Source organism: Brevibacillus sp. HB1.4B (assembly GCF_013284285.1).
GTDB classification, from domain to species: domain Bacteria; phylum Bacillota; class Bacilli; order Brevibacillales; family Brevibacillaceae; genus Brevibacillus; species Brevibacillus porteri.
On sequence record NZ_JABSUT010000011.1, the window covers coordinates 110,560 to 132,930 of the forward strand.

Sequence of the window (22,371 nt, forward strand, 5' to 3'; positions counted from 1 at the left end):
ATATCTTGTCTCTTATATATAGTCAGTCCTTCCATAATCGCGTAGTTTCCAAGAGTACCTCATCCTCAAATTCCATTTTGTAAATATCAGGCTTGGACGTCTTTAATAAAAAGGCCAAGTCGTACTGATTGTCAAAGTACCCCATCATTAGTGTCATAACGGCGCCATGCGTTCCTATTACAACTTTCTGCCCCCTATATTGCTCTAAAATCTTTCGCAACGTTCTTATCGCACGATTCTGGCAAATACGGACGGATTCCCCCCCAGGCAACGAAAAGTCTGGCTCAGCAAACATCTGCTTTACTAGTGGGTATACTTCGTTATCGGCCATGATTTGATCATTTCCTATAAAAACGAGTTCTTTCAGCTCTTCAAAAACGACGATCTCTTTCCCTACGGACTGGGCTAGTTCTTCTATAGTTGCCATTGCCCTTTTATACGGACTTGAAATGAACGCATCTATTCTCTCGCTTTTCAACAATTGAGAAATGAGATGGGCATCTGACCTCCCCTTATCAGTCAGCCCTCGTGTTCTCTCGTCACCTTCGGTTTTTGGTGATTCTCCATGCCTGACCATGTAAATAAAGGTTTTCATGAGTACCCTCCCGTGAAGTATTTCCAATCATTTCTTGCTGATACTTTCATCCCTGTACATGTATTACGAAAAATCCCCCTCTCCGTTTTCACCAGAAAGGGGGACTCTCTTACATTTTGAATCGATGCACGATCTCTTCCATCGTCTGCGTCAAGCCGACATTCCGTTCGGAAATAGACGTAATCTGTTGATTATTGTCCGCGATTATGCGAGATTGCTCCGTAATCGCCTCCACACTATGTGCACTTTTCTCCATGGAGTTCGTTACTTGCTCCACCACAGTAACCACATTGCTAATCGTTGAATTCAACTCTTCAAAAGAAGCACTGAATTCCGCCAGCAACGTATGGAAACGGTGTGCATCCATATTGTACTTCTCTGATGCTTCCATCATGCTATCGTAGTCAGGACTGACCCGCGTTTCGATGAAGTCCAATACGCTCGACGAATGAGTCGCCAGATTGTCTACGGATTCGCGCGCGACCTGAATAATGCGTTGAATATCAATCACGACCTCAGACGATTGCGTCGCCAGTCTGCGTATCTCATCCGCTACGACAGAAAACCCTCTACCGCTGTCTCCCGCACGTGCCGCTTCAATCGCCGCATTCAATGCCAACAGATTCGTCTGCTCAGAGATCGTGAGTATCGCCTCTGCCAACAGGTTGATCTTTCCCATCGATTCCTTCGAGTCGGTGATCGCAATTTCTGTTTGGGCCTTCACATTCATATAGAGCTCTGTCGTCATTTTATCCGCAGCCAATGCATGTTCACGCAAAGCAGTTGCCCGTGAGCTGACATCCTGCGCGGTCGCAGCCGCTTCTTCCGTTCTTTTCGTAATCGAGTGAATGACGGTCTCCATGTCATTCAAGGTCGCATTCATCTCTTCTGTGGCCGCCATCGTCTCCTGCATATGGGCGAGCAAGATTCCCGTAGCCTCCGCGGTTCCGCTAGACTGCTCGCTTACTTTGTCAGTAGACTGCTTCGCGCTTTGCGCATTTTCAGCGACCGAGCGAGACACGGCTGTCAGCTTGCTCACAACCTCGCTCAATTGCTCACGCATAACAATGATCGACTGTGCCGTCAATCCTATCTCATCCTGCGTGCCCTGCTTGTTCACCGCCATTTTTTCCCGCAAATCAAATTGAGCCGTCTGCGTAATGATCTCCCTCATTTGATCAATCGGGCGGGTAATCCAGCGACTCAGCAGGAAGGATAGCAGCAACGCTCCTGCCACGGAACATACCAGCTTCCAGACAACGGACTCCAGATTGTCCGCCAGCTTCTGGTTCAGCTCCGTATTGTCATACACAATCTTGATGACACGTGATCGGCTGAGATCATTGGGATCTTTGCCTAGCTTGTACGGCACGAGGCGATAAGTGAGATCTTTCTCCTCTGTTTTTTCATGAAACTCTCTGATTTCTTGTGATTGGTATGCTTCCGTAAAAATCGGCAAGTGATGATCGATCACCCGCAAGGCTTTCCCGTCGCTCCCTGTTCTCCCCAAAGCGTAACCATCATGAGAAAAGACCAGAATGTCTTTTACCATGTCGTATTTCTCCGTGATCGCCTGCGACACAGCCAAGAAATTAAAGGTCTGGAAAAGAGAGCTGTCCTGCAAATTCACACTGACTTCAAACAGGTACTTCTGGTCAAACGTAGGGAGATAAGCGAATTTTTTAATTTGACCTGTATTGACCGCAACCTCCATGCCATCAGCAGAAAACTCATTTCCATTGATTCGCTTTTTCAACAGCTCCGTAAATGCCCCGGCATTGCTGAAATCAAGCCCAATATCGGTTCTGACGCTGGAATGAACGACCTTGATATTTCGGTCAATGATGAAAATATCCATCCCATACTGCTCACGCAGGACTGCATAGTCCCACGTCTCCACCGCTGGATTTTGCCGATAGTTGTTCGTTAATACTTGCAGTGTTTGCTGCATGCGGGTTTCCATGTCGTTCTCAAAAACGCCGTATGCCATATCCACATTCTTCACTGCATTCGTGACATGATCCTCTACCAGCTGGTACTGTATCGCTTGGTCAGAAATAATATTTGCCTTGAACTGAACATAGTCAATAATAGACAACACAATGGCTACCAGCATCGTAAATAGTGAAATCATCAAGGTAAGCTTAGTACGAAAAGACATCCACATTCGTTTCATAAGTCTGCTCCAAGAAGTTATATTTTTAAACATAACTTAACATAATTTACCACACTTTAACTTGTCAATCTTTCCATGAATTTACTGTATTTTGGCAATATATACACTAGGATTTACCATTAACACCGTGCTTATAGTGTCAATGAACACCGTATGAACTTATGCCCAAAACCGCACTGCACCACCATTTCTTATGTTAAAATCGGCTCGAACGAAGATGTTCAAAACGTATGTAGGAGGACACCCACATGCAAAATCGTCAAAATGAAATTATTATTCCTGAAAATCCTGTTTCACACTTCCTGTTCACCAGCACGAAATCGGCTGCGATCTGGTTGATCATCAGACTGTATGTCGGCTATGCATGGATTACTGCCGGATGGAAAAAAGTCCAGTCCGATAGCTGGACTGGAGATGCAGCTGGCGGCGCGATTCAAGGGTTCGTAAAAGGCTCCTTGGCGAAAGCAGCCGAAGGAAAGGACGTAACAGGGTGGTACGCCTGGTTCCTGGAAAATATGGTATTACCAAATGCCAAGGTGTTCGGCTTCCTCGTTGCTTGGGGTGAGGTACTCGTCGGACTCGGCTTGATCCTCGGTTGCCTGACAGGGATCGCAGCGTTTTTCGGCGGCTTGATGAACGTCAGCTTTCTGTTCGCAGGAACGGTCAGCACCAACCCACTTCTTTTTGTTTTTGCCACTTGGCTCGTTCTGGCTTGGAAGGTTGCCGGCTGGTATGGTCTTGATCGCTGGGCGCTTTCTTATCTCGGAACACCTTGGACGAGAAAAGCGCGCGATGGTGTTTTGCCGATGAACAAGTAATCCTGTCTTTCCTCTCTAATGACAAAGCCACCTTTTGCGGGTGGCTTTTGTTGTTTCTACAGATCGATAGTTATTTAAGTAACGGACAAATTGTATGAATTTATTCCGACAGGTAACCGTGATTTCCGATGAATGTTTATACATTGTGTTGAATGACTGTCTGATTGCTGTGCATTATTCTTTTGAGGAACTATAAATTTTCTTATTTTTCAAATAATTCAACAGGAGGACTGTATGATTAAGTGGCTACTAGGCATTTCTACTGCTGTTTTGTTGTTTAGTCTCTCAGTCGGCTGTAGCTCGAAACCCGCCGACAATATCCAATCCCCTCCAACGAAAGCGACAGCAAAGCCTACTACCTCAGAGCCAATGGTCTTGCACTGGAGCATCACCGGGGAGCCGTCTACGATGGATGCTGGCATTGCAACAGATTCAACCTCAATGGACATGATCAATCTCACCTTCGAAGGACTGACCAGCGTCGACCGTCAAGGCCAGATGATCAACGCCATCGCGGAGAGCTACACGCATACTCCTGACTTCACTCATTTTACTTTTACCATTCGAAAGGACGCCAAATGGAGCAATGGTGATCCTGTTACCGCTCACGATTTTGAGTACGCCATCAAGCGCAATCTCGACCCCAAAACCGCTTCCGGCTACGCGTATCAGCTCTTCTATATCAAAGGGGGCGAGGACTTTTACACCGGAAAAGGCAAGCAAGAGGACGTCGGGGTAAAAGCAAAGGACGACTACACACTAGATTTCACCTTGCGCTCACCAACACCGTTCTTCCGCGAATTGACCTCATTCACTACCTACTACCCGCTTCATAAAAAGACCATCGAGAGCAACCCCCAGTGGGCAACAGAAGCCAAAACGATTGTCGGCAATGGCCCGTTTGTGATGGATAAGTGGGAGCACAAGTCCAAGCTCACCTTCAGCAAAAGCGCTACTTATTGGGACAACGCCAACGTCAAGCTAGATCAGATCCAAATTGTCATCATCGAGGATAACAACACCGCCCTGTCCATGTTTGAAAATGGCGACCTGGATTGGGGAGGCTACCCTTCCTTTGGCTTGTCGCCGGATGCGGTCGGACAGATCAAGGAAGAAGGCAAGCTGCTCGTCGCAGATAACCCCGGCACCAAAGCCGTCATCTTCAATACAGAGAGGCCCCCTTTTACCAACAAAAAAATTCGCCAGGCGTTTTCGTATTCTATCAACCGACAGCAATTGGTGGATAACATCCTGCAGACCGGTGTCCCGCCCGCTTATGGCTGGGTTCCCGTCTCCATGGGGTTGAATCCGGACGGCTACTTTAAGGAGGATGTGGCGAAGGCCAAGCAGCTCTTGGCAGAAGGCATGGAAGAACTCGGGCTGTCTCAATTCCCTAAAGTCACGTACTACTATGACACCGGAGAAACGGACAAGAAGTTGGCTCAAGCACTCCAGGACGAGTGGAAGAAAACACTGGGAGTCGACATTGACATTCGCACCTCAGAATGGAAAGTGTTCAACGAGGATGTCCAAAATGGCAAGTATGACTTCGGCATCTGGCTATGGGGAGCCGATTTCAACGACCCGATCAATTTCCTCGAAATGTACAAGGACTTGGGTGGCAACAACGTCGTTCGCTTCAACAACAAGGAGTACCGCGATCTGCTGAATAAAAGCTACTATGAGACCGACGAGCAAAAGCGCAAGCAGCTGTTGTTTTACTCTGAAAGAATTCTCATGGAGGAAATGCCGCTGGCACCACTGCACTTCCGCGGCAACGCTTATGTGAAAAACGACAAGGTGAAGGACTTCGTGATCTTCCCTCTCGGCGGTTCCTACTTTAAATACGCGTATATTGAACAATAATAGAGCGCGGGCGTCCTCTCTATGCGAAATAGATAGAGAGAGATGCCCGCGCTTCCATCATAAATACCGAGCGATCATCCGAACTAACTTTGCAGGGAACTCATGCAAATTGGTAATATCCAAAAATCTTTCATTCCCATAGATTTCACTTATCACATCCTTGTCTTGACCGATTGCCGCTGCTAGAAAAGTAACTCCTTTTCGTTCATATTCCTGTATGGTCTGTTTCATATCTGTAACAGCGTAACTTCCGGTATAGTCATCCATTGCTTTCGGTTGTCCGTCACTTATGCTAATCAACAGTTTTGTTTTTTGGGGGGACGCGGCTAATCGTTCCGCCATCAATCTAAGAGCCATTCCATCGCGATTATTACTTCTCGCATGAATTCTCATTAACCTGAAGCGATCATTGGCATCCGTTTTATCGAAGTCGGCATAGGCAAAGATCGACATTTGCTCTAATCTGGAAACATCCGCCGTATCGCCGTAGATCAAAATGGGGATATGACAAAGCTGACAATATTCATATACGGCGATCACTGCTCGTTTTGCTGCTTCTAATCTCCCGTAAGCTGACATCGATGCGGATTCATCAACCCTTAGGCCAACCACAAGCGTAGGGGATTCCGTTGGAGGGCGTTTCTTGGCAAAATACTTGTAATCCCTGTAAGCAACGCTGTCTGCTTGAAATTTGCTGCCATAGTAACGATTCCTCGCAAAGTCGGAAGATACCTCATGTTCCAGGTACGGAAGTGTCTTTCTGGCAATCTCTTGCACGATAGGCATGAGTCCTTGGCAAAGACGAACATATTCTTGTTGGTTTTCCTCATCGTAGTCTGGACGGTGAACAATGAGCTTTACTTTTTTATGAATCGAATCGGAAATGACCTCTCTTGCCTCTCGATTCAGCTTTTTACGGAAATCGCGTTCCTTTTGTTTCGCTTCCTCTGACATGGATTCAGGATTTGCCTGATGATAGTTAGGAGAGCCATCTTCCCCCAAACCTGAACGCTCCATATGGGTAGAATCATCTGAGACACGGGAAGAGCTTTCGTCACTATCGGCAGATTTTTTCAATGCAATTCCCTTTTCCTCTCCATGGTTGTCTTTGCCAAAACCAGTGTCGTCTATATCTCCCCATGTCCTGATCTCTATGGCGTCGTCAGATTTTCGTTTTTTTTTTAGCTCAATCTCGGCTTCTTCCAAGCTGGCAAACAAACCTTGACTTTTTAGTGCTTCTTCCAAAAGCTTTATTTCTTCCGAATCGGTTGTGATCTTGTAGATGACCTTATGATAAAGGGATTCTTTTGCGGAAGCTCCTCCAGCAATTGCATCTGCCCAGTAGAAAAAGGAACGCATTCCAGCCACGCCCTTGATCGCATTGGCCCGCGCTGTTCTGTCTAAAACCATAATCATGTCCGCTAAAATACCCATCATCTTTCCATCTTGAAAACCAGTTTTGGCTATGACACGTTCGATCATGATTTCTTTGGTCGGCAGGTCCATCTTTTCCGTATGCTGAACCCTGTCGCGCAGCGCTTCGTTTAACGGTCTGGTTCCCGCATAACTGCGGTTTGTTGTGATAACCGCGATGAAGTCTGGGTGCCTGCGTATGATCTCGGTGGGAAGATTGATGCTGCCATCCAGCTCCAAGGCAGAGTTTAATGCCATTAACACCGCAGCATCACGAATCACGTTTGGTTCTTGGATTTCCAGAAGATAACCCTTTTGATAGGCTCTGACGATCTCCGAAGGGTAAAATCGATACTCAATCGCTTCACCATCGGTGTTTTCCGCTGCTGCAAGCTTCAGTAATTGCTTCATTTTTAAAGCTGCCTGTTCCTGTGTAATTCCCAGTGCATCCATTAAAATTTCAGCTATGCTTTGAAACCCATCGCTTTCATATAAAGCTTTCCATACCGTTTGCTCGGCAGGCTCCATTTTCTCTATACGTTCAGAAGAAATTACGGGCAAAATAGCGCCAATAATATCCGATTTGTCCATATCAGCAAAACAAGTCACTTTCGTATACGGCAACCCGAAATCAGCAGATAATGCTTTGGCTAGTTGTGTTTTCCCAGAACCGGCGTCACCTTCTAATAATATATTGGCGATTTTCATTTCCCCGCGATTCCAGTTGCGTTTTATTTCTTTACGAATGCGCTGCTCTTCTTCACTGACCTTATGAGTGGAAGGCTTTTTCCAAACAAGCTTTTTTTCTGCATCCGTCAGCTGTCTTTCGGGTGACAAATCATATTTTTCATTTTCAATCATCACATTTCTACTCCCCTCATAGTGCTGGCCCACTTTGATCTTTGTTCCTTTTCTCACCAAGAAGAGGAAGCAGCAAAGACGCACCGATCATAATCAACACACCGCTCACCACATAGATCCCAACCAACGAGAGCGTCTCCTTCAGATAGCCGGATAGAAACATACCAATCACCATCATCCCCATAAAAACTGGCGTGATCGTACCAGATACCCGGCCAATAAATGCCCCCTCCGTGTTACGTACAATCAGCGTCTGGATTCCGCCTTGAATAAAAGGGAAGAAGAAACCGCTGATCACTAATAGAACAATCATCAACCAAATCGTTGTGGTAGCGCCTACTACCATCGTACATACGGCAGAGACAAGCAAGCCTACTATGAGCAGCATCTGTGGACGTACCTTTTTGGCTATCCCGATTATGATTGCTCCTCCTGCCAACATGGCTAACCCATTGGTCATTACCAACCACTGCAAAAATTGTTTGTCCTGCCCCAAATTCTCGATGACAAGAAAAATCTGAAGCGGTTGTGTCAGACCTGACGCCAATCCGACAGCAGAGAAAGTCAAACAGAGTGTGCGTAAGGATTGATTGGTCCCAATATAGCGCAGCCCCGCCTTCAGCTCCTTTATGAAGCCGCCGGCATAATCAGACTTCGTTTCCTCCGCGTCACGGGGAAGCGTCGCTAATACAAGGGAAGACCCTAAGAACAGAACAGCAGTCAAAATCAGAGAGGCTGTAATTCCAAACTGGATGAAAATAAACGTACCGATGACCGGACCTAAAACCGTAAAGACAGCGACAAGCGTTTGGGACATTGCCATCACGCCTTGTAGTTGTTCAGTTGGCACATGCCTCTTGTACAGTTTCATGGCTGAGGGTTGGGAAAATTGAGACAGGCTGGCGGAAATAAATGTTCCGATGAGAAGTGCCATCCATCCACCATTCATGAGTGCAAGCAGCACAGCCCCGACGGACACGGCAGACAGCAGATCGCTCCAAACCATTGTCCGCTTCGGCAGCCATCGATCCGCAAAGGTCCCACCAATAAGGCCAAATAGAAAGATCGGTGCGAATTCCGCAACCGAAATCAGTGATACATAAACCGGATTATTATTCGTCAATTCGCTAACGAAAAGAAGTACGGCATAATTCCGGATCCAAATCCCCAAATGCAAAAGCACGCGGGAGAGGATAATCGTACGAACATAACGATTGGAAAACATTTCAATACCCCATATCCTTTAATAGTTTTGATAATGTGCGCAGACGTTCGCCGATCATCTCATCGTCGTTGCTCAGCCCTTGGCTAAACAGCTTAATGTCTTCATGAAGACTCTCATTGTCCGTGCATATCGCCACGGTCATTGCATCTCCTTGCAGGGCAACCCGGTCGATGACAGGCTCCTGCGGGTCATAATAATGCTCATATCTGTATGCGTCGCGAAAATGGGCCAACGACCGACAAATCAGTATGGACATATCAAGAACACGATGGAGAGGCAGTTCCTCCGATTGTTTTGACCATTCTTCTCCCGTGTATCTCCATACCTTGGCAGATATATCGACCTTTCTTCTGGAGTTGCCCTCTGCCACTCCCAGAGAAAGTGCTTTCGCATCTGTGTTCCTGGCTAATCGGCCATCAACGCGCTCATAGTTATCCGACACGACAACAGGCTTATGGTTCAAGTTCGTAGGTATTTTCATTTTCTTTCCCTCTTTTCGTTTGATTATTGTTCTTTCTGTTTTTCCTGGTTGTATCCGCGCTCTCCGTACGGCTGGAGCTGGTCGAGCCATTTTTGTTCCAGTTTCTTCAGGGCATCCTTTTCATCAAAGTATCCGTCTTCCTTCTTTTTCAAAATCTCCAACACTTCAAAGACGAATGCCTCTTCTCCGTATTCATTCCATTCCTGTTGAAGCTGCTTGTTTATATGCGAACCCATTTTGAGACTGAACAGCTTTCCGTTCATCGTCTTCAGGTTGCGGGTGGCGCTGATCCAGATTTTTTGGTTTTGGGTGTTTTTGATCTGATACACCCCTGCCTGCGTTTTCGATTCTTTATACAGTTGTTTCAGTTCTTCTCGATTCATGGTTTCTCCCTCACTTTTCCACCGACTAAATTAATAAACAAAATTCATTTTCGTTTGTTATTTAATAAACATAATGATTCATTGTCTTTTAATTGTCAAGTAAACAAAAAAGCACCGGAACATGTCCGGTGCCTAATTTGGGTCGGGTAACAACGAGTACAGGGCCAATGAATCTCCAATAAACAATAGAGAGAAATGTCTACGCTTATGCTTGTTAACTGGATGAAAACCGGTACGTATGGTACGGCGTATTGCAAGGTTGACCCTTGGACAATTCAAACTGTCCTTCTGTCAGATTCATCACGATGGAAAATAACGTGCGACCGACCAGCTCTTCTGCTCCAGTCGACTCCACGTCTCCATGTCGGCATATGGCTTCGGGAAAACTCATATGGTCACGAAAGATCTCCTTGATATGGTCAGCTTCGATCTGTCCTTGCGCTGCCGCCAACAGCTTCAGGGCCCGCCCCATTCGCAGATGCGTATCGGCTTCCCCCATTTTCGCTTGATCATCTACAGCTATACGGGACCCGACAAAATGATTGGCATGCGCGATATACCCTTCCATTGGATAGAGGACGTCGTGCGCTCTTGAAGTCGCTTCCACATCCACCGTCTCTCCTTCCCGATGCGCAAGCAAATAATTGGCTGACGTGCCACGTGGTAGACGGGTGATTTGCCGGATGGCTTGTGAGAGCGTCCCACTATTCAAGATTCCCCGCAATACGATATGAATAGGAACCCCGACGGTTCGCTCCGATATTCGCAAAAAATTCAGACAAACACCCATGCCTTTGTCGTTCATTCCGATCTTACCTACGATCCCCGCTTCGGTAATCATCAAAATGTTCGGACGTGGCTGTTGCTCGATCTCCAGTACAACAAGCCCCTTTTCCATGAGGTGTATCCAATCCCAGTTTTGCCCGATGATGGTCTCTTGGTTTTTCGTCACAGGAGGGACAGCCGCCACACTCGTGCACCCATCTGTTTTTCCAAATGGATCGCCTAAGTTGGTCATGATTTCACTACGAACATTGAGCGTCACAATATCAAGCAGATCCCGCTCCGCCCCTTCGCTAATTCCTCTGATTTCCTCCATAATCTCCTGGTCATACCGCTCGATCCAGGGGATGAACTGAGTAGCATATTCGGTTGCGTCCTTCCAGTGAAGACCTGCTCCATCTCGAAAGGTTCTTTCGTACGCTTCGAGATTGATCCATATTTGCTCTTTGGTGAGTTGGCCCATTTGTTGTCCCCGTTCTCGCGCTGTCCCCCTGATCCGATAGACAGGAAACCGTTCCATCGTAAGCGACTCCCCTCTATAGCGTTTTCACCATATAATAGCGATCGTTTCCACTACCATATTCCGCAATCCGTGTCTCGATAACCGCAAAGCCTGCTTTTTGATAGAGTCCGACTGCACCAGTATTATCAGGGCTTACGGTCAGGCAAATCTGACGAAACCCATCCTCACGCAGCTGCTCTAGCAATCGGTTCAAGAAAGAGAACCCATACCCCATCCCTTTACGATCTGCTCGGATGTAATACCCATACATGTAGCACTTGTCCGGCTGACGAAAATCCCTCAGGAGCTGACATACCCCTACAGGACGCGCCTCCTCTGCTTCCATGAAAAGAGCGACGCAGCCGTGTCGCACAAGCGGTACGAGCACCCATTCATCAATTGCTCCCTGTACGCCAAAAGCCTCCTGCTCCATTGCCTTGATCATCTGAAGCTGGTCTTCCGTCAATGCCTCGACGATTTCTACGCGCGTATTTTGCATTCAGTCCTCTCCCTATACGGGTTGCCGCTTCGCTCCGATGACCTGCTCTGACCTCTCCGTTATGTCGGCAAGCACCGCTTCGTCTAGCTCTACACCTAACCCTGGCTGATCTGACACGACAATTTGACTTCCGTGAACCATAAGCTGGGCTACGTCCCGCGAAATGATCGCTGGTCCTGCCAATTCGTTAGAAATGATGTTCTTTTTCGCAAGCGACAAATGTGCACCAGCTGCACTGCCAATCGAAGACTCCAGCATCGAACCAATCTGACACTCCATCCCGGCCATCTCCGCCTGGTTCACCAATTTGAGAGCAGGATATATCCCTCCACTTTTCATCAATTTGATGTTTACTTTATCTGCAGCTTTCTTCGCGATGACTTCTCGCATTTCCTTCGTCCCGTGCAGTCCCTCGTCTACCATGATTGGAATCGTTGTTTGCCTGCGAATTTCCGCGAGAGCATCGAGATCATCAGCCAGGACAGGCTGCTCCATCCAATCAATGTGACAATCCTCGATCTGTTGCAAAACAAGCAAGGAGTTCGCACGGTTCTCCCAACCTTGGTTGGCGTCCACCCGCAACCCTACGCTAGGACCAACTGCCTGCCGAACAGCCCGGATTCGCTGGATATCTGTCTGAAGATCAGCTCCCACCTTTATTTTGATCGAGCCATACCCAGCTGCCACTGCTTGCCTAGCTTCAGCTGCCATAACCTCTGGCTCTAAAATACTTAACACATATGGGAAGGAAAGAGTCGTGTGATATTTTCCGCCCAAGAAATGATAAACAGGTTGACCAGCCGCCTTTCCCATCAAGTCATAGCAGGCAATATCAATGGCGGCTTTTGCTGCTGGGACTCCCCAAACAGCCTGGTTCATCTTCTCATGGATTCTCTCGATATCAAACGGATTCTCACCGATCACAACAGGCGCCAGATTATGAACGAGCATCGTATAGGTAGACTCCCACGTCTCTCCGGTGACATTTTGATCCGGTACCGCTTCGCCTAGTCCCACCAATCCATTGTCTGTCTCCACTTTTACAATAATGGACGGCATATCCTCATAAGAGGCGTACGCGATAATAAATGGGCGTTTTAGCGGCAGCTTAATGGCATGAACACAAACAGACGTTATTTTCATACTCGACTCTCCTCCGCAGCTGCTACTCGTGGAATGATTCGATAATAAAGGGACATGGCAGTGACAGAGCCGTCTTCGCCTGTTACAAAGCCAACTGTCAGCTCGCTTCCCTCCCTTTCTGTGATAAATTGATGCTCTCCAATTGGTCGCAATAGATAGTTCAGTTGTTTTCCACCAAACGCATCCAACGTCTTATCTATCATCATCAGGACATCCTCTACCACATATACGATGATATCCATTCCTTCCCCACTAGCGTATCGACCGACATACTCTTCTAATTGGGAAAGAGGGACGCTATATGTCTCGAATTGGTACTGTGGCGTATTCAGTGGACGTCCTTCTACGGCATGGAGTGCTGTCAGTGTGGCTTTTTCGACGGGACTTCCGGTTAAATTGGCCAAGGCCATGGATGTAATCCCCCGCTCCGGAACAATCGCTAAATGGGCGGCGACACCTTTGATCGCTCCACCGTGCTTGATCAAGGTACCCCCATAGTAGTCGGGTTGAATGGATAAGCCATACCCGTAGTACCTGCTGTAGCTGTTCTGAACATGCGGATAGATCATTTGTTTGACGCTCTCCTCGGATAAAATTCGTTCCTTACCCACGCATCCGCCCGTACGGAATATTTCAGCATAGTTTAACATGTCTCGTACAGTTGAATTCAAATGCCCCGAGGCGGCTACCAGTAATCCGTCCTCCCACAGTGGATCTGGGTAAATCTCGGACACTCCATTATTCTCTTTCAAATGGTAGATGGTGGTGACATCCGGCAAGTGAGGCAGATCGCTCAGAAGAAAGGTACTGCTCTTCATGTCTGCTGGTTCCAAAATATGCTCTTTGACATAAACGTCATACGACTTCCCACTCACTCTGGCTATGACCGCTCCCAGGAGAGAATAGCAATCATTCGAATAGCTGAACAATTGTCCTGGTGAGCCCACCAACTCATATTCCGCCAGAGCAAGAGCTTCCATCAGCTCTTCGAACGTGTAGATCGGTTTCTGGTACTCCTTTTTCAAGTAACGGTGAATCGGGTGATCCTCTTCAGCCATGTCTTCAAACATGGAGTTGCGGATCGCCAGGTGATCAATCGGCAAGGGCGGAATGCCCGTCGTGTGCGTCATAAAATGATGAATCGTCATCTGCTCCGTTTTTTGACGATCCGGGGTACGAAACTCAGGGAGGTATTTGATCACTGGATCATGAACAGAGAGCTTCTTCGCTTCCTGTAGCTGCATGATCGCCATGCATGTAAAGGACTTCGTAACGGAGGCCAAACCCATCACCGTATCAGGAGTGATTTCGAGCTCCTTTTCACGATCCCGGTAGCCAAAGCTTTTGCGAAACAAGCTCTGCCCATCCAGATTCACACCCATGACGAAACCCGGAACGCTGCCTTCTCTCATTTCTTTTTCAACCAGGTCTTCCCATTCTACTGACCAGCCTTGCTGTCTCATTTCTTCCACCTCTTTCGAATGTTGTCATGCCATGCCCTACTCGTTCACCCACATGTCCTGAATAATCAAGGATGCTAATGGATTTGGCTTGACGCCTTGAATCCGGTTACTGACGACCACGAATGTTTTTGCGGAATAGAGCGGAATCCAATAGGCCTGTTCCACGACTCTTTTTTGAATGTCTGCAAAAACCTGCTGTCGCTGCGCTTGGTCTGTTGTCGTTCGTCCTTTATCTAGCAGGCTATCAAGCTGTTGATCACTGAGGCGAAAGAAATTCAAGCCCCCGATCTGACTCGAATGCAGTAACAAGTGCAAAATATCTGGATCGACACTGCCATGACCCGTTGAGAACAAATCGTACTCGCCCTTCAGTGCCTGTTCAAGAGCTGTCGCTGATTCATACTTTTGGATATGCAATTCGACACCAATCTCTTTGAACATGCTTTGCACCAGCTGATGCCCGGGATTTGTATCTTCGATGAGCATCGTCAGGCTGAGCGTTTTTCCATCCTTTTCCCTTATCCCTTGCGCGTTTGGCTTCCATCCTGCCTCTTCCAGCAGTTGTCTGGCTTGCTCCGCATTGTACTTGTAGCCGTACTGCTCTACTGCCGCATCGTATCCGATCATCGTTGGTGGGATCGGTCCGTAGACAGGCACCCCCTCTCCTTGCAGATCTGCCATGATCAATGCGTCTTTGTTGATCGCCAAGTTCAGTGCTTTTCTCACGCGGACATCCTGCAAGATTTCGTTTTCCAGATTCATCCCGATGAAATACTCTGCAGGCTGCATTCCTTCCAACACCGTAAAATCTTTGTGATCCTTGTATTTCTTCGCGTCTTTCGGGGGTACAGTGGCAATATCAATCGTCCCACTGTCGAGAGCAGCCATCATGGTCTGGTTGTCTTGAATAAATTTCAGAACGAACTTGTCGGGTCTTACAGGTCCTTGATTCAGAGCAAAAGGAGCTGCCCACTTATACTCGTCGTTTCGTACCAGTGTGATCGATTCGCCTGTTTTCCAGCTTTCGAATTTCCACGGACCTACCCCGACAGGATTGCGTCCCAGCTCATTTCCGTATTTATTTCGTGCCTCTATGGAAATGGGTTGCTGGTAGCCGCTATATGTTAAGTTAGAAAGTAACGAAGCGGAGGGCTCATCCAAATGAAAGATCAATGTGGAATCATCAGGAGCTGAAATGGATTTGATCGCAGATACATCCGGTCCCGTAACCGGTGAGGCTGTTTTCGGATCGAGTGCGCGTTCATAGCTTTGCTTAAAAACTTCCGCTGTGAGCGGTGTTCCATCATGGAACTTCACGCCAGGGCGTATCTTGAACGTCATGGTCTTGCCGTCTTCCGAGATCGTGTACGATTCAGCCAGATGCGGCTTCAACTCAAACGTAATGGGATCGAGGATCAGCAGAGCTCCCCCCAACATGCCCCCAACAAAATTTCCCGCTGGCAACGACGTCTTTTGCGGGTCCAGCGTATCTGGCTCCATCTGGTAGCCCATGGTGATCGTCCCACCCTTTTTGGGCTGGGAGTTTTTTGCTGGTTGATTTGCTTGCTTCTCGTCTGTAGGCGGAGTGGAAGCAGAGCTGCAGCCAACGATGGAAAAGACGAGTACACACATAAGTAAAACACTGCGAATTTGGCTCTTTAACCGTTCTGATAGCATGTCGCGACCTCCGTTTTTCGAGTCATTTCCATTTGAAGCTTGCTTTTGTCGTTATATAGTCGCTAATTAGGTCGGATTGCTTCTTACATGAGGGATGTGGGGGTCCCGGATTGCCTTCGCAAACGGAAAACCGGGACAGGTTGATGTTACATGAGGAGAGTCATGAATAATTAAGACGATACACAGCCCGCGGGCGTCCTTGCTGATACGGCTGTTCTTCTCCGACGACCTCTACGACCTGATGATCGATCAGTTTTTTCAAGGTTCTTTCTGAACTGCGGCGACTGATCTGGAGGTACTCGGCTAAATCGGAAGCGGTGAAGCGGTTATCGCGGCGAAGCTTGACATACTGCATGATTTTCGTAATGGTAGCGACACTTGCGCCAGTCTTCTCCGCGATCTCCAGCACTTCCTTGTTCTCGCTTTTTAATTGGAACGTCTTCGCTTCTGTATTCAACGGACCGATCACTTCTTTTTCATCCGTCACCAAATACGCACTGCTTTCTTTTGTTTTCTGGGCATGATAGATCGCAATGCGTGCGTTCGCTTCGGCCTCTTTCGCTGTTAGGCCAAAACCAAACCCAATGGCAACCGTCACTTTGGCAAGCAGATCGACATTGCCCACTACTTGCATGATCTTCCCGTATTCAATCATTTGCTCGATGCTGCCTCTCGTGCCATAGATGATGAATTGATCTAGTCCCAATTTTTGAATGGAAGCGTCCGTCTCTTTGACGAGCTCCAGCAGCTCTTGCAACAAAATAATCGTCGCATCTTGCCATTGTGTTTCTACTGGCGGACCATCATTTTGCTGGATCGCTGCAATCCCCACAGCTATCTGCGAATTTTTGCTAATTTTCAATCGGCCGTAAGCAATAGCTTGATTGACGGCATCGCGAATATTTTTATCGGGACTAACGAGAGAAGCGGAAGGGATATTCATCTCACGTAATCGACTGTATACGTAGTCAACGCCAGTCAAAGCAAAATGGCTCTTTTTCTGTTCCCAGCGCTCCTTGTGGAATTGAATAATCTCCTCCACGTCAAATCTCGTCCCGCCTTCTTCAATAATCTCACTGTAGTCTTTTACATACCATGGCGTAGAAGTAATGCCCAATTCTTCAGCAACCTTCTCAATATACTCCGCTTTTGGCAAATCTATCGAGATGCGGTTCAGTCCTCCTGGAACGTTCAGCAAGGTATGAAACAACGAGAGGGAAATGGTATATTCATCGAGCGGAATGTACACCGCAGGCAGCTTCTTTTGCTCTACCTTTTCCTTGGCAAAAAAATAAGGAAGTGGGCCAGCAAAAAGCAGCACGTCGCAGTCATGGATTTGATCAAGCAACGCAGCACTCTCTTTGGGGTTCTGGTATGTATACGAGGTCAGTTGAATGTAATCGATGGATTGGGTATGCTTCAAGATCCTTGGCAAAAATTCTTCCGAAGAGATTACCGCTATCGTAATGGTCAATGTTCCACTCCCTCATCTCTCTATGATTTCCACACGTCCTTGAACACGCGAATGAAGTTTTTGCCCAAAATACGCTCAATCGCTTCATCCTTGTACCCTCTTTTGGCAAGGGCACGCGCAAGCTCCGGAACCTTGGTATGTCCTTTTACGACATCAAAATCTTTGCGTCCTGCTTGAATAAACGCATCGGGAGAATCGTATTTCATAAATGGCTCGATGATGTCCAGACCCAGTCCGACGTGTTCAATGCCAACCAGCTTCACGATGTGATCGACGTGATTGATCATGTGCTCGATATCAGCCTGGTCATCTGTGTCCGCTACGAACAGATTGACACCATTGATGCCGATTACGCCGTTGGTGAATGCGATCGCCCTGATTTGCTCATCCGTCAGATTGCGCATGGAACTCGCTAATGTCCGGCAATTGGAATGGGAAGCGATGATGGGCTTTCGTGCTACCTCGATCAGATCCCAGAAGCCTTCGTCATTCAGATGACTGACATCAATGATGATTCCCATTGCTTCTGCCTCTTCGACGACGCGGATGCCGAACTCGGTGAGCCCGCCCTTGCGCCCTTCTCGTACCGGACTAAAATGACTACCGTCTCCAACGAAATTCCGCCTGCTCCACACAAGTCCCATTAGGCGCACGCCCAGCTCGTAAAAAACACGGAGCATACTCAGATCATTATATAACGGTTCCGCGCCCTCCAGAGAGAGTACAAAACCAATTTTCCCCATTCGCTTCGCGGTCTCGATGTCTTCCACACTTTTGCAAACCATAATCTTCTCAGGCGATTCATTTGCTTCCGCGTGCAACGCGCTGATTTGTTGCAGTGCTTTTCTCAAGCCCATCTCCGGCAGGAATTTGTTGTCGATATAAATCGCTGCGACAACCGTCTGCACCCCGCCCGCCACGAAATCAGGTAAGTATTCCGATTCTATTACTTTTCGCCTGCCGTGCTCGCGTTGAATAGCGACATCTAGCAAAAGGTCAAAATGCGCGTCGATTCCATGTGTCATGTCTCATGCTCCTCCTACTCTTTCAAGTTTTCCGGATTAAGTGGTGCAAGCTCTGGCAAGAGAAAGCGTCCGTCTCTGCGAATCAAATGGTCATCGAACCAAATCTCACCGCCACCGTACTCTGGGCGTTGAATCATGACCATGTCCCAGTGGATGTTTGATTTGTTACCGTTGGATGCCTCGTCGTAGCATCGTCCCGGGGTAAAATGGAAGCTGCCGTCGATTTTTTCATCGAACAAAATATCCTGCATGGGCTCCCGAATGAACGGGTGCACCCCCAAAGCAAACTCCCCAATGTACCGGGCACCTTCATCCGTATCCAAAATGTTGTTCAAGCGCTCCGAGTCATTGGCTGTGGCGTTAACGATTCTCCCGTCCACAAACTCCAGCCGTACCTTTTCAAAGGTAAAGCCTTGATAAGGCGAAGGCGTGTTAAACGATATGACACCGTTCACCGAATCGCGAACAGGAGCCGTAAATACTTCACCATCTGGTATGTTATAGTGCCCCGGACACGGAATCGCAGGAATACCTTTGATTGAGAAGGTCAGCTCTGTGCCAGGTCCCGTGATTTTCACACGGTCCGTTCGCTCCATCAGCTCCTTGAGCGGCTGCATGGCTTTTGCCATTTTGGCATAATCCATTGTGCAGACATCGAAGTAGAACTGTTCGAACGCTTCTGTACTCTTATTCGCTAGCTGCGCCATCGAAGGCGTCGGATAACGGAGATAGACCCATTTCTTTTTGAGACGCACGATACTTACTTCTTTGAAAAAGGACGTAGCCAGCTTCATCTGCTCATCAGGGACATCAGACACTTCATTGATGTTCAGCCCACCCTCGATAATGATGCACGCTTGCATTTTTTCCATTCGCTCTTTGTCCATCTCTGTTTCTAAACGGAATTGCTCCTCTGTTCCCGCTAGCAATAACTGACGGCTAATCGAGGATTCACGCAGGTTCACAAAAGAATGTCCGCCTGCTCGCGAAACAGCTTTGACAAGCTCCTTTATCAGAGCGGCGTCCACCTCCATCGCATCGATCAGCACGTTATCTCCCGGCTGCACATTCGTCGAGTAATTCACCAGCACATTCGCCAGCTTCGTAAGACGTGGGTCCAACATCTATCTATCACTCCTGCTCCCTTATTTTGTATAGAGATGACACGCAACCAGTCTGCCGTCTGCTTCTGTGAATGGAGGGGCTTCTGTCTTGCACACGTCCATACACGCCCAACAGCGCGGGTGAAACTTGCAGCCCTGCGGCGGATTCGATGGAGACGGCAGATCCCCCGTTAAAATGATCCGTTCTTTTTTCTCGTCAGGATCAGTGATGGGAATGGCGGAGAGAAGCGACTGAGTGTAGGGATGCATCGGGCGCTGAAACAGCTCTTCTTTTTTCGCCAGCTCAATCACTTCTCCCAAGTACATCACCGCTACTCGATCGGCGATATGCTCGACGACACTCAAGTCATGCGAGATAAAAAGATACGTGAGCGAAAACTGCTCCTGCAAATCCTGAAGCAAATTGAGAATTTGCGATTGGATCGATACATCCAGGGCGGACACAGGCTCGTCAGCTATGATGAGCTTTGGCCTGAGCATCAAGGCGCGAGCGATCCCGATTCTTTGCCTTTGTCCTCCGGAAAACTCATGGGCGTATCGCGACAAATGACTTTTGTTCAAACCGACGATCTCCAGCGTCTCTTCGATCATGGCTGCTCGCTCGCGCTTTGGGATACCATGGGCAATTAATGGCTCTGACAAAATGTGCTGGATCGTCAGCTTTGGATTGAGGGTGTCAAATGGATTTTGAAACACCATTTGCATATCACGCCGCAGCTTTTGCATGTCTGCCTTCTGTAAGCTGCGGATATTTTGACCCTCGAACACGATCTCGCCGTCTGTCGGCTCGATCAAGCGCAAAATGCATCTGCCCAGTGTTGACTTGCCACAGCCTGACTCTCCCACGATTCCCAACGTTTCACCTGCGTTGACAGTCACGTTCACCCCATGGACGGCATGCACGTAACTCGGCTGCTGGAACCACCCTTTGCCGACTAGGAACTTCTTATTCAGGTTCTTCACTTGCAAAAGAGGCGTCTTCATCCATTCACCGCCGTGCTTTCCCTGTTCTCTCGATACAGCCAACAACGGCACTCCGACTGTTGATCCACATCCAGCAACGGGGGATTTTGCTCCAAACAGACAGGCATCACCTTCTCGCATCGCGGTGCAAAACGGCATCCCTTCGGATAATGATCGGGGGCCGGCACACTTCCCGCGATACTGTGCAATCTCTTCTGGCCTTTGGCATTATGTGGCGTTGACTTGATCAAGCCCATGGTGTACGGATGCTTGGGGCTTCGGAGCAGTGTGCGAACGTCCGCCGCTTCAATGACCTGCCCGGCATACATCACCAGTACCCGGTCACATGTCTCAGCGACGACGCCCAAATCATGCGTGATCATGATGAGCGACATGCCCAGCTCTCTTTGGATTTTTTTCATGACATCCAATATTTGCGCCTGGATTGTTACGTCTAGGGCAGTCGTCGGTTCGTCCGCTATCAGCAGCTTTGGATGACAAGCAATCGCCATCGCGATCATCACGCGCTGTCGCATCCCCCCTGACAGACGATGCGGGTACTCATGATAGATTTCATTGGCACGTGAAATACCCACCTGCGTCAACAGCTCGAGCACTCTTTGTCTCGATTGAACTCGGTTCATGCCCTCATGCTTTTCCAGTCCTTCGCTCAATTGCTTGCCGATGGTCAGTACCGGGTTTAGCGAAGTCATCGGCTCCTGAAAGATCATAGCGATCTCTTTTCCTCTGATCTTCTGCATCTCTTTTTCGCTATAGCGCAAGAGATCGGCTCCGTTCAGTTGAATACGGCCTGCAATGCTTCCGTTTTTACTGAGCAAGCGCATCATGGATAGAGAGGCAACGCTTTTTCCACATCCTGATTCTCCGACGATCCCGACCGATTCACCTCTTTTGACCTGTAAGCAAAGATTGTCCACCACCTTGAAAGCCCTTTCATTTTTTGAAAACGTGGTAGTCAATCCTGTCACTTCCAACACATTCGTCACGTTACTCACTCCTTTTTCGGGAACGGAAGCTCGCCAACTATGATTTGGGATCAAAGATATCCCGCAAAGCATCCCCGAGCAGATACACCGTAAAAACGACTGCCGTAATCGCAAGACCGGGAAACGTAGCGAGCCACCAAGCTTCTCGCAAGTAATTCTTCCCTTCATTCAGCATCGTTCCCCACTCCGGTGTAGGAGGCTGGGCACCCAAACCGATAAAGCCCAGTGCCGAGGTCCCCAAAATGGCACTGCCAATAAACATGGTCGTATAGACGATCAGCACGTTCGAGATGTTCGGAATGAACTGACGCGTAATGATCCACCAATTCGAGCTGCCGATGGAGCGACTTGCTTCCACATAGCCGGATTGCTTGATGGAGAGTGCCGCACCACGAATCAGAATCGAAAAGGCCGGAATCGATGATATTCCGATCGCGATCATCGCATTTTCCTGACTCGGTCCGAGCACAGCTACAATGGCTAGAGCAAGCACAATACCGGGCAACGCCAGCATGATGTCCATGATTCTCATGATCAGATTGTCAACAATTCCTCCGAGGTAAGCGCATGTCACACCTATCAGCGTTCCTGCTACAAACGTCATGACAGACGCTAGCACGGCTACGGTCAGTGTCACTCGTGTTCCGTACAGCATCCGGGATAAAATATCGCGGCCAATCGCATCTGTCCCTAGCCAAAAGTCTTTCGACGGCCCTTGCATAAATGCTTCGTAGTACGTTTTCGTAGGATCATGTGGAGCTATCCACGGCCCGATGATTCCCAGCAAAACGATGCAGAGCATCATCAGGAAGCTGTATTTCGCTTTCTTTTGCTGCATGATCTTCTCCCATAATTCCAAACGAGGCATGGACCATTGCTTGCTCCAGAACACG

19 protein-coding genes are annotated in these 22,371 nt (G+C 48.1%); 2 read left to right on the plus strand and 17 right to left on the minus strand.

Translation table 11 applies throughout. The features are described from left to right. Nucleotides 1-22: 22 nt before the first annotated feature. Both HP398_RS24090 and HP398_RS24095 read right to left on the minus strand, forming a co-directional pair. Nucleotides 23-595, minus strand: coding sequence for a histidine phosphatase family protein (locus tag HP398_RS24090; protein WP_173623861.1), 573 nt, complete (start codon nt 593-595; stop codon nt 23-25). A 109-nt stretch (nt 596-704) separates the two neighbouring features. Beyond that, nucleotides 705-2,729, minus strand: a complete 2,025-nt coding sequence (locus tag HP398_RS24095; RefSeq protein ID WP_254476336.1) for a methyl-accepting chemotaxis protein — start codon at nt 2,727-2,729, stop codon at nt 705-707. Between the two features lie 290 nt (nt 2,730-3,019). Here HP398_RS24095 and HP398_RS24100 point away from each other — a divergent pair, with 290 nt between their 5' ends. Together HP398_RS24100 and HP398_RS24105 are read left to right on the plus strand one after the other, a co-directional pair. Beyond that, on the plus strand, nt 3,020-3,589 hold the full coding sequence (locus HP398_RS24100; protein ID WP_017251778.1) for a DoxX family protein: 570 nt from the start codon (nt 3,020-3,022) through the stop codon (nt 3,587-3,589). Between the two features lie 234 nt (nt 3,590-3,823). After that, the gene (locus HP398_RS24105; RefSeq protein ID WP_173623863.1) at nt 3,824-5,455 is read left to right on the plus strand and encodes a peptide ABC transporter substrate-binding protein; all 1,632 of its coding nucleotides are present in this window, start codon (nt 3,824-3,826) and stop codon (nt 5,453-5,455) included. Nucleotides 5,456-5,512: 57 nt separating this feature from the next. On the opposite strand, the gene HP398_RS24110 is transcribed toward HP398_RS24105, so the two are convergent. From HP398_RS24110 to HP398_RS24180, 15 genes are all read right to left on the minus strand, one after another. Then, nucleotides 5,513-7,729: an AAA family ATPase gene (locus HP398_RS24110; protein WP_173623864.1), complete on the minus strand. Its 2,217-nt coding sequence runs from the start codon at nt 7,727-7,729 to the stop codon at nt 5,513-5,515. A gap of 16 nt (nt 7,730-7,745) precedes the next feature. After that, nucleotides 7,746-8,954, minus strand: a complete 1,209-nt coding sequence (locus HP398_RS24115) for an MFS transporter (RefSeq protein WP_017251774.1) — start codon at nt 8,952-8,954, stop codon at nt 7,746-7,748. A gap of 1 nt (nt 8,955) precedes the next feature. Next, a complete protein-coding gene (locus HP398_RS24120) occupies nt 8,956-9,435 on the minus strand; it encodes a DUF6530 family protein (RefSeq protein ID WP_017251773.1) in 480 nt (159 codons plus the stop codon). Between the two features lie 23 nt (nt 9,436-9,458). Further along, nucleotides 9,459-9,818 (minus strand): GIY-YIG nuclease family protein, encoded by a 360-nt coding sequence (locus HP398_RS24125; protein ID WP_017251772.1) that lies wholly within the window; start codon nt 9,816-9,818, stop codon nt 9,459-9,461. A 214-nt stretch (nt 9,819-10,032) separates the two neighbouring features. Next, the gene (locus HP398_RS24130) at nt 10,033-11,121 is read right to left on the minus strand and encodes a C45 family autoproteolytic acyltransferase/hydrolase (protein WP_173623865.1); all 1,089 of its coding nucleotides are present in this window, start codon (nt 11,119-11,121) and stop codon (nt 10,033-10,035) included. A gap of 16 nt (nt 11,122-11,137) precedes the next feature. Beyond that, the gene (locus HP398_RS24135; protein ID WP_017251770.1) at nt 11,138-11,602 is read right to left on the minus strand and encodes a GNAT family N-acetyltransferase; all 465 of its coding nucleotides are present in this window, start codon (nt 11,600-11,602) and stop codon (nt 11,138-11,140) included. 12 nt (nt 11,603-11,614) lie between these two features. Next, on the minus strand, nt 11,615-12,745 hold the full coding sequence (locus HP398_RS24140) for a mandelate racemase/muconate lactonizing enzyme family protein (protein WP_173623866.1): 1,131 nt from the start codon (nt 12,743-12,745) through the stop codon (nt 11,615-11,617). Continuing rightward, nucleotides 12,742-14,208, minus strand: a complete 1,467-nt coding sequence (locus tag HP398_RS24145; protein WP_173623867.1) for a serine hydrolase — start codon at nt 14,206-14,208, stop codon at nt 12,742-12,744. Before HP398_RS24145 ends, HP398_RS24140 begins: the two co-directional genes overlap by 4 nt. 36 nt (nt 14,209-14,244) lie before the next feature. After that, the gene (locus tag HP398_RS24150; RefSeq protein ID WP_173623868.1) at nt 14,245-15,885 is read right to left on the minus strand and encodes an ABC transporter substrate-binding protein; all 1,641 of its coding nucleotides are present in this window, start codon (nt 15,883-15,885) and stop codon (nt 14,245-14,247) included. 160 nt (nt 15,886-16,045) lie between these two features. Beyond that, the gene (locus HP398_RS24155; protein WP_173623869.1) at nt 16,046-17,359 is read right to left on the minus strand and encodes a helix-turn-helix domain-containing protein; all 1,314 of its coding nucleotides are present in this window, start codon (nt 17,357-17,359) and stop codon (nt 16,046-16,048) included. 20 nt (nt 17,360-17,379) lie between these two features. Further along, complete coding sequence (locus HP398_RS24160) at nt 17,380-18,384, minus strand: dipeptidase (protein WP_173623870.1); 1,005 nt, start codon at nt 18,382-18,384, stop codon at nt 17,380-17,382. A gap of 14 nt (nt 18,385-18,398) precedes the next feature. Next, nucleotides 18,399-19,508 (minus strand): aminopeptidase, encoded by a 1,110-nt coding sequence (locus HP398_RS24165; RefSeq protein WP_173623871.1) that lies wholly within the window; start codon nt 19,506-19,508, stop codon nt 18,399-18,401. A gap of 21 nt (nt 19,509-19,529) precedes the next feature. Next, nucleotides 19,530-20,492, minus strand: a complete 963-nt coding sequence (locus HP398_RS24170) for an ABC transporter ATP-binding protein (protein WP_017251763.1) — start codon at nt 20,490-20,492, stop codon at nt 19,530-19,532. Continuing rightward, nucleotides 20,489-21,478 carry an ABC transporter ATP-binding protein gene (locus tag HP398_RS24175; RefSeq protein WP_017251762.1) on the minus strand — a complete coding sequence of 330 codons (990 nt, stop codon included), beginning with the start codon at nt 21,476-21,478 and terminating at the stop codon, nt 20,489-20,491. Before HP398_RS24175 ends, HP398_RS24170 begins: the two co-directional genes overlap by 4 nt. A 37-nt stretch (nt 21,479-21,515) precedes the next feature. Continuing rightward, entirely contained in the window at nt 21,516-22,370 is an 855-nt protein-coding gene (locus HP398_RS24180) for an ABC transporter permease (protein WP_017251761.1), read from the minus strand. Nucleotide 22,371 lies beyond the last annotated feature (1 nt).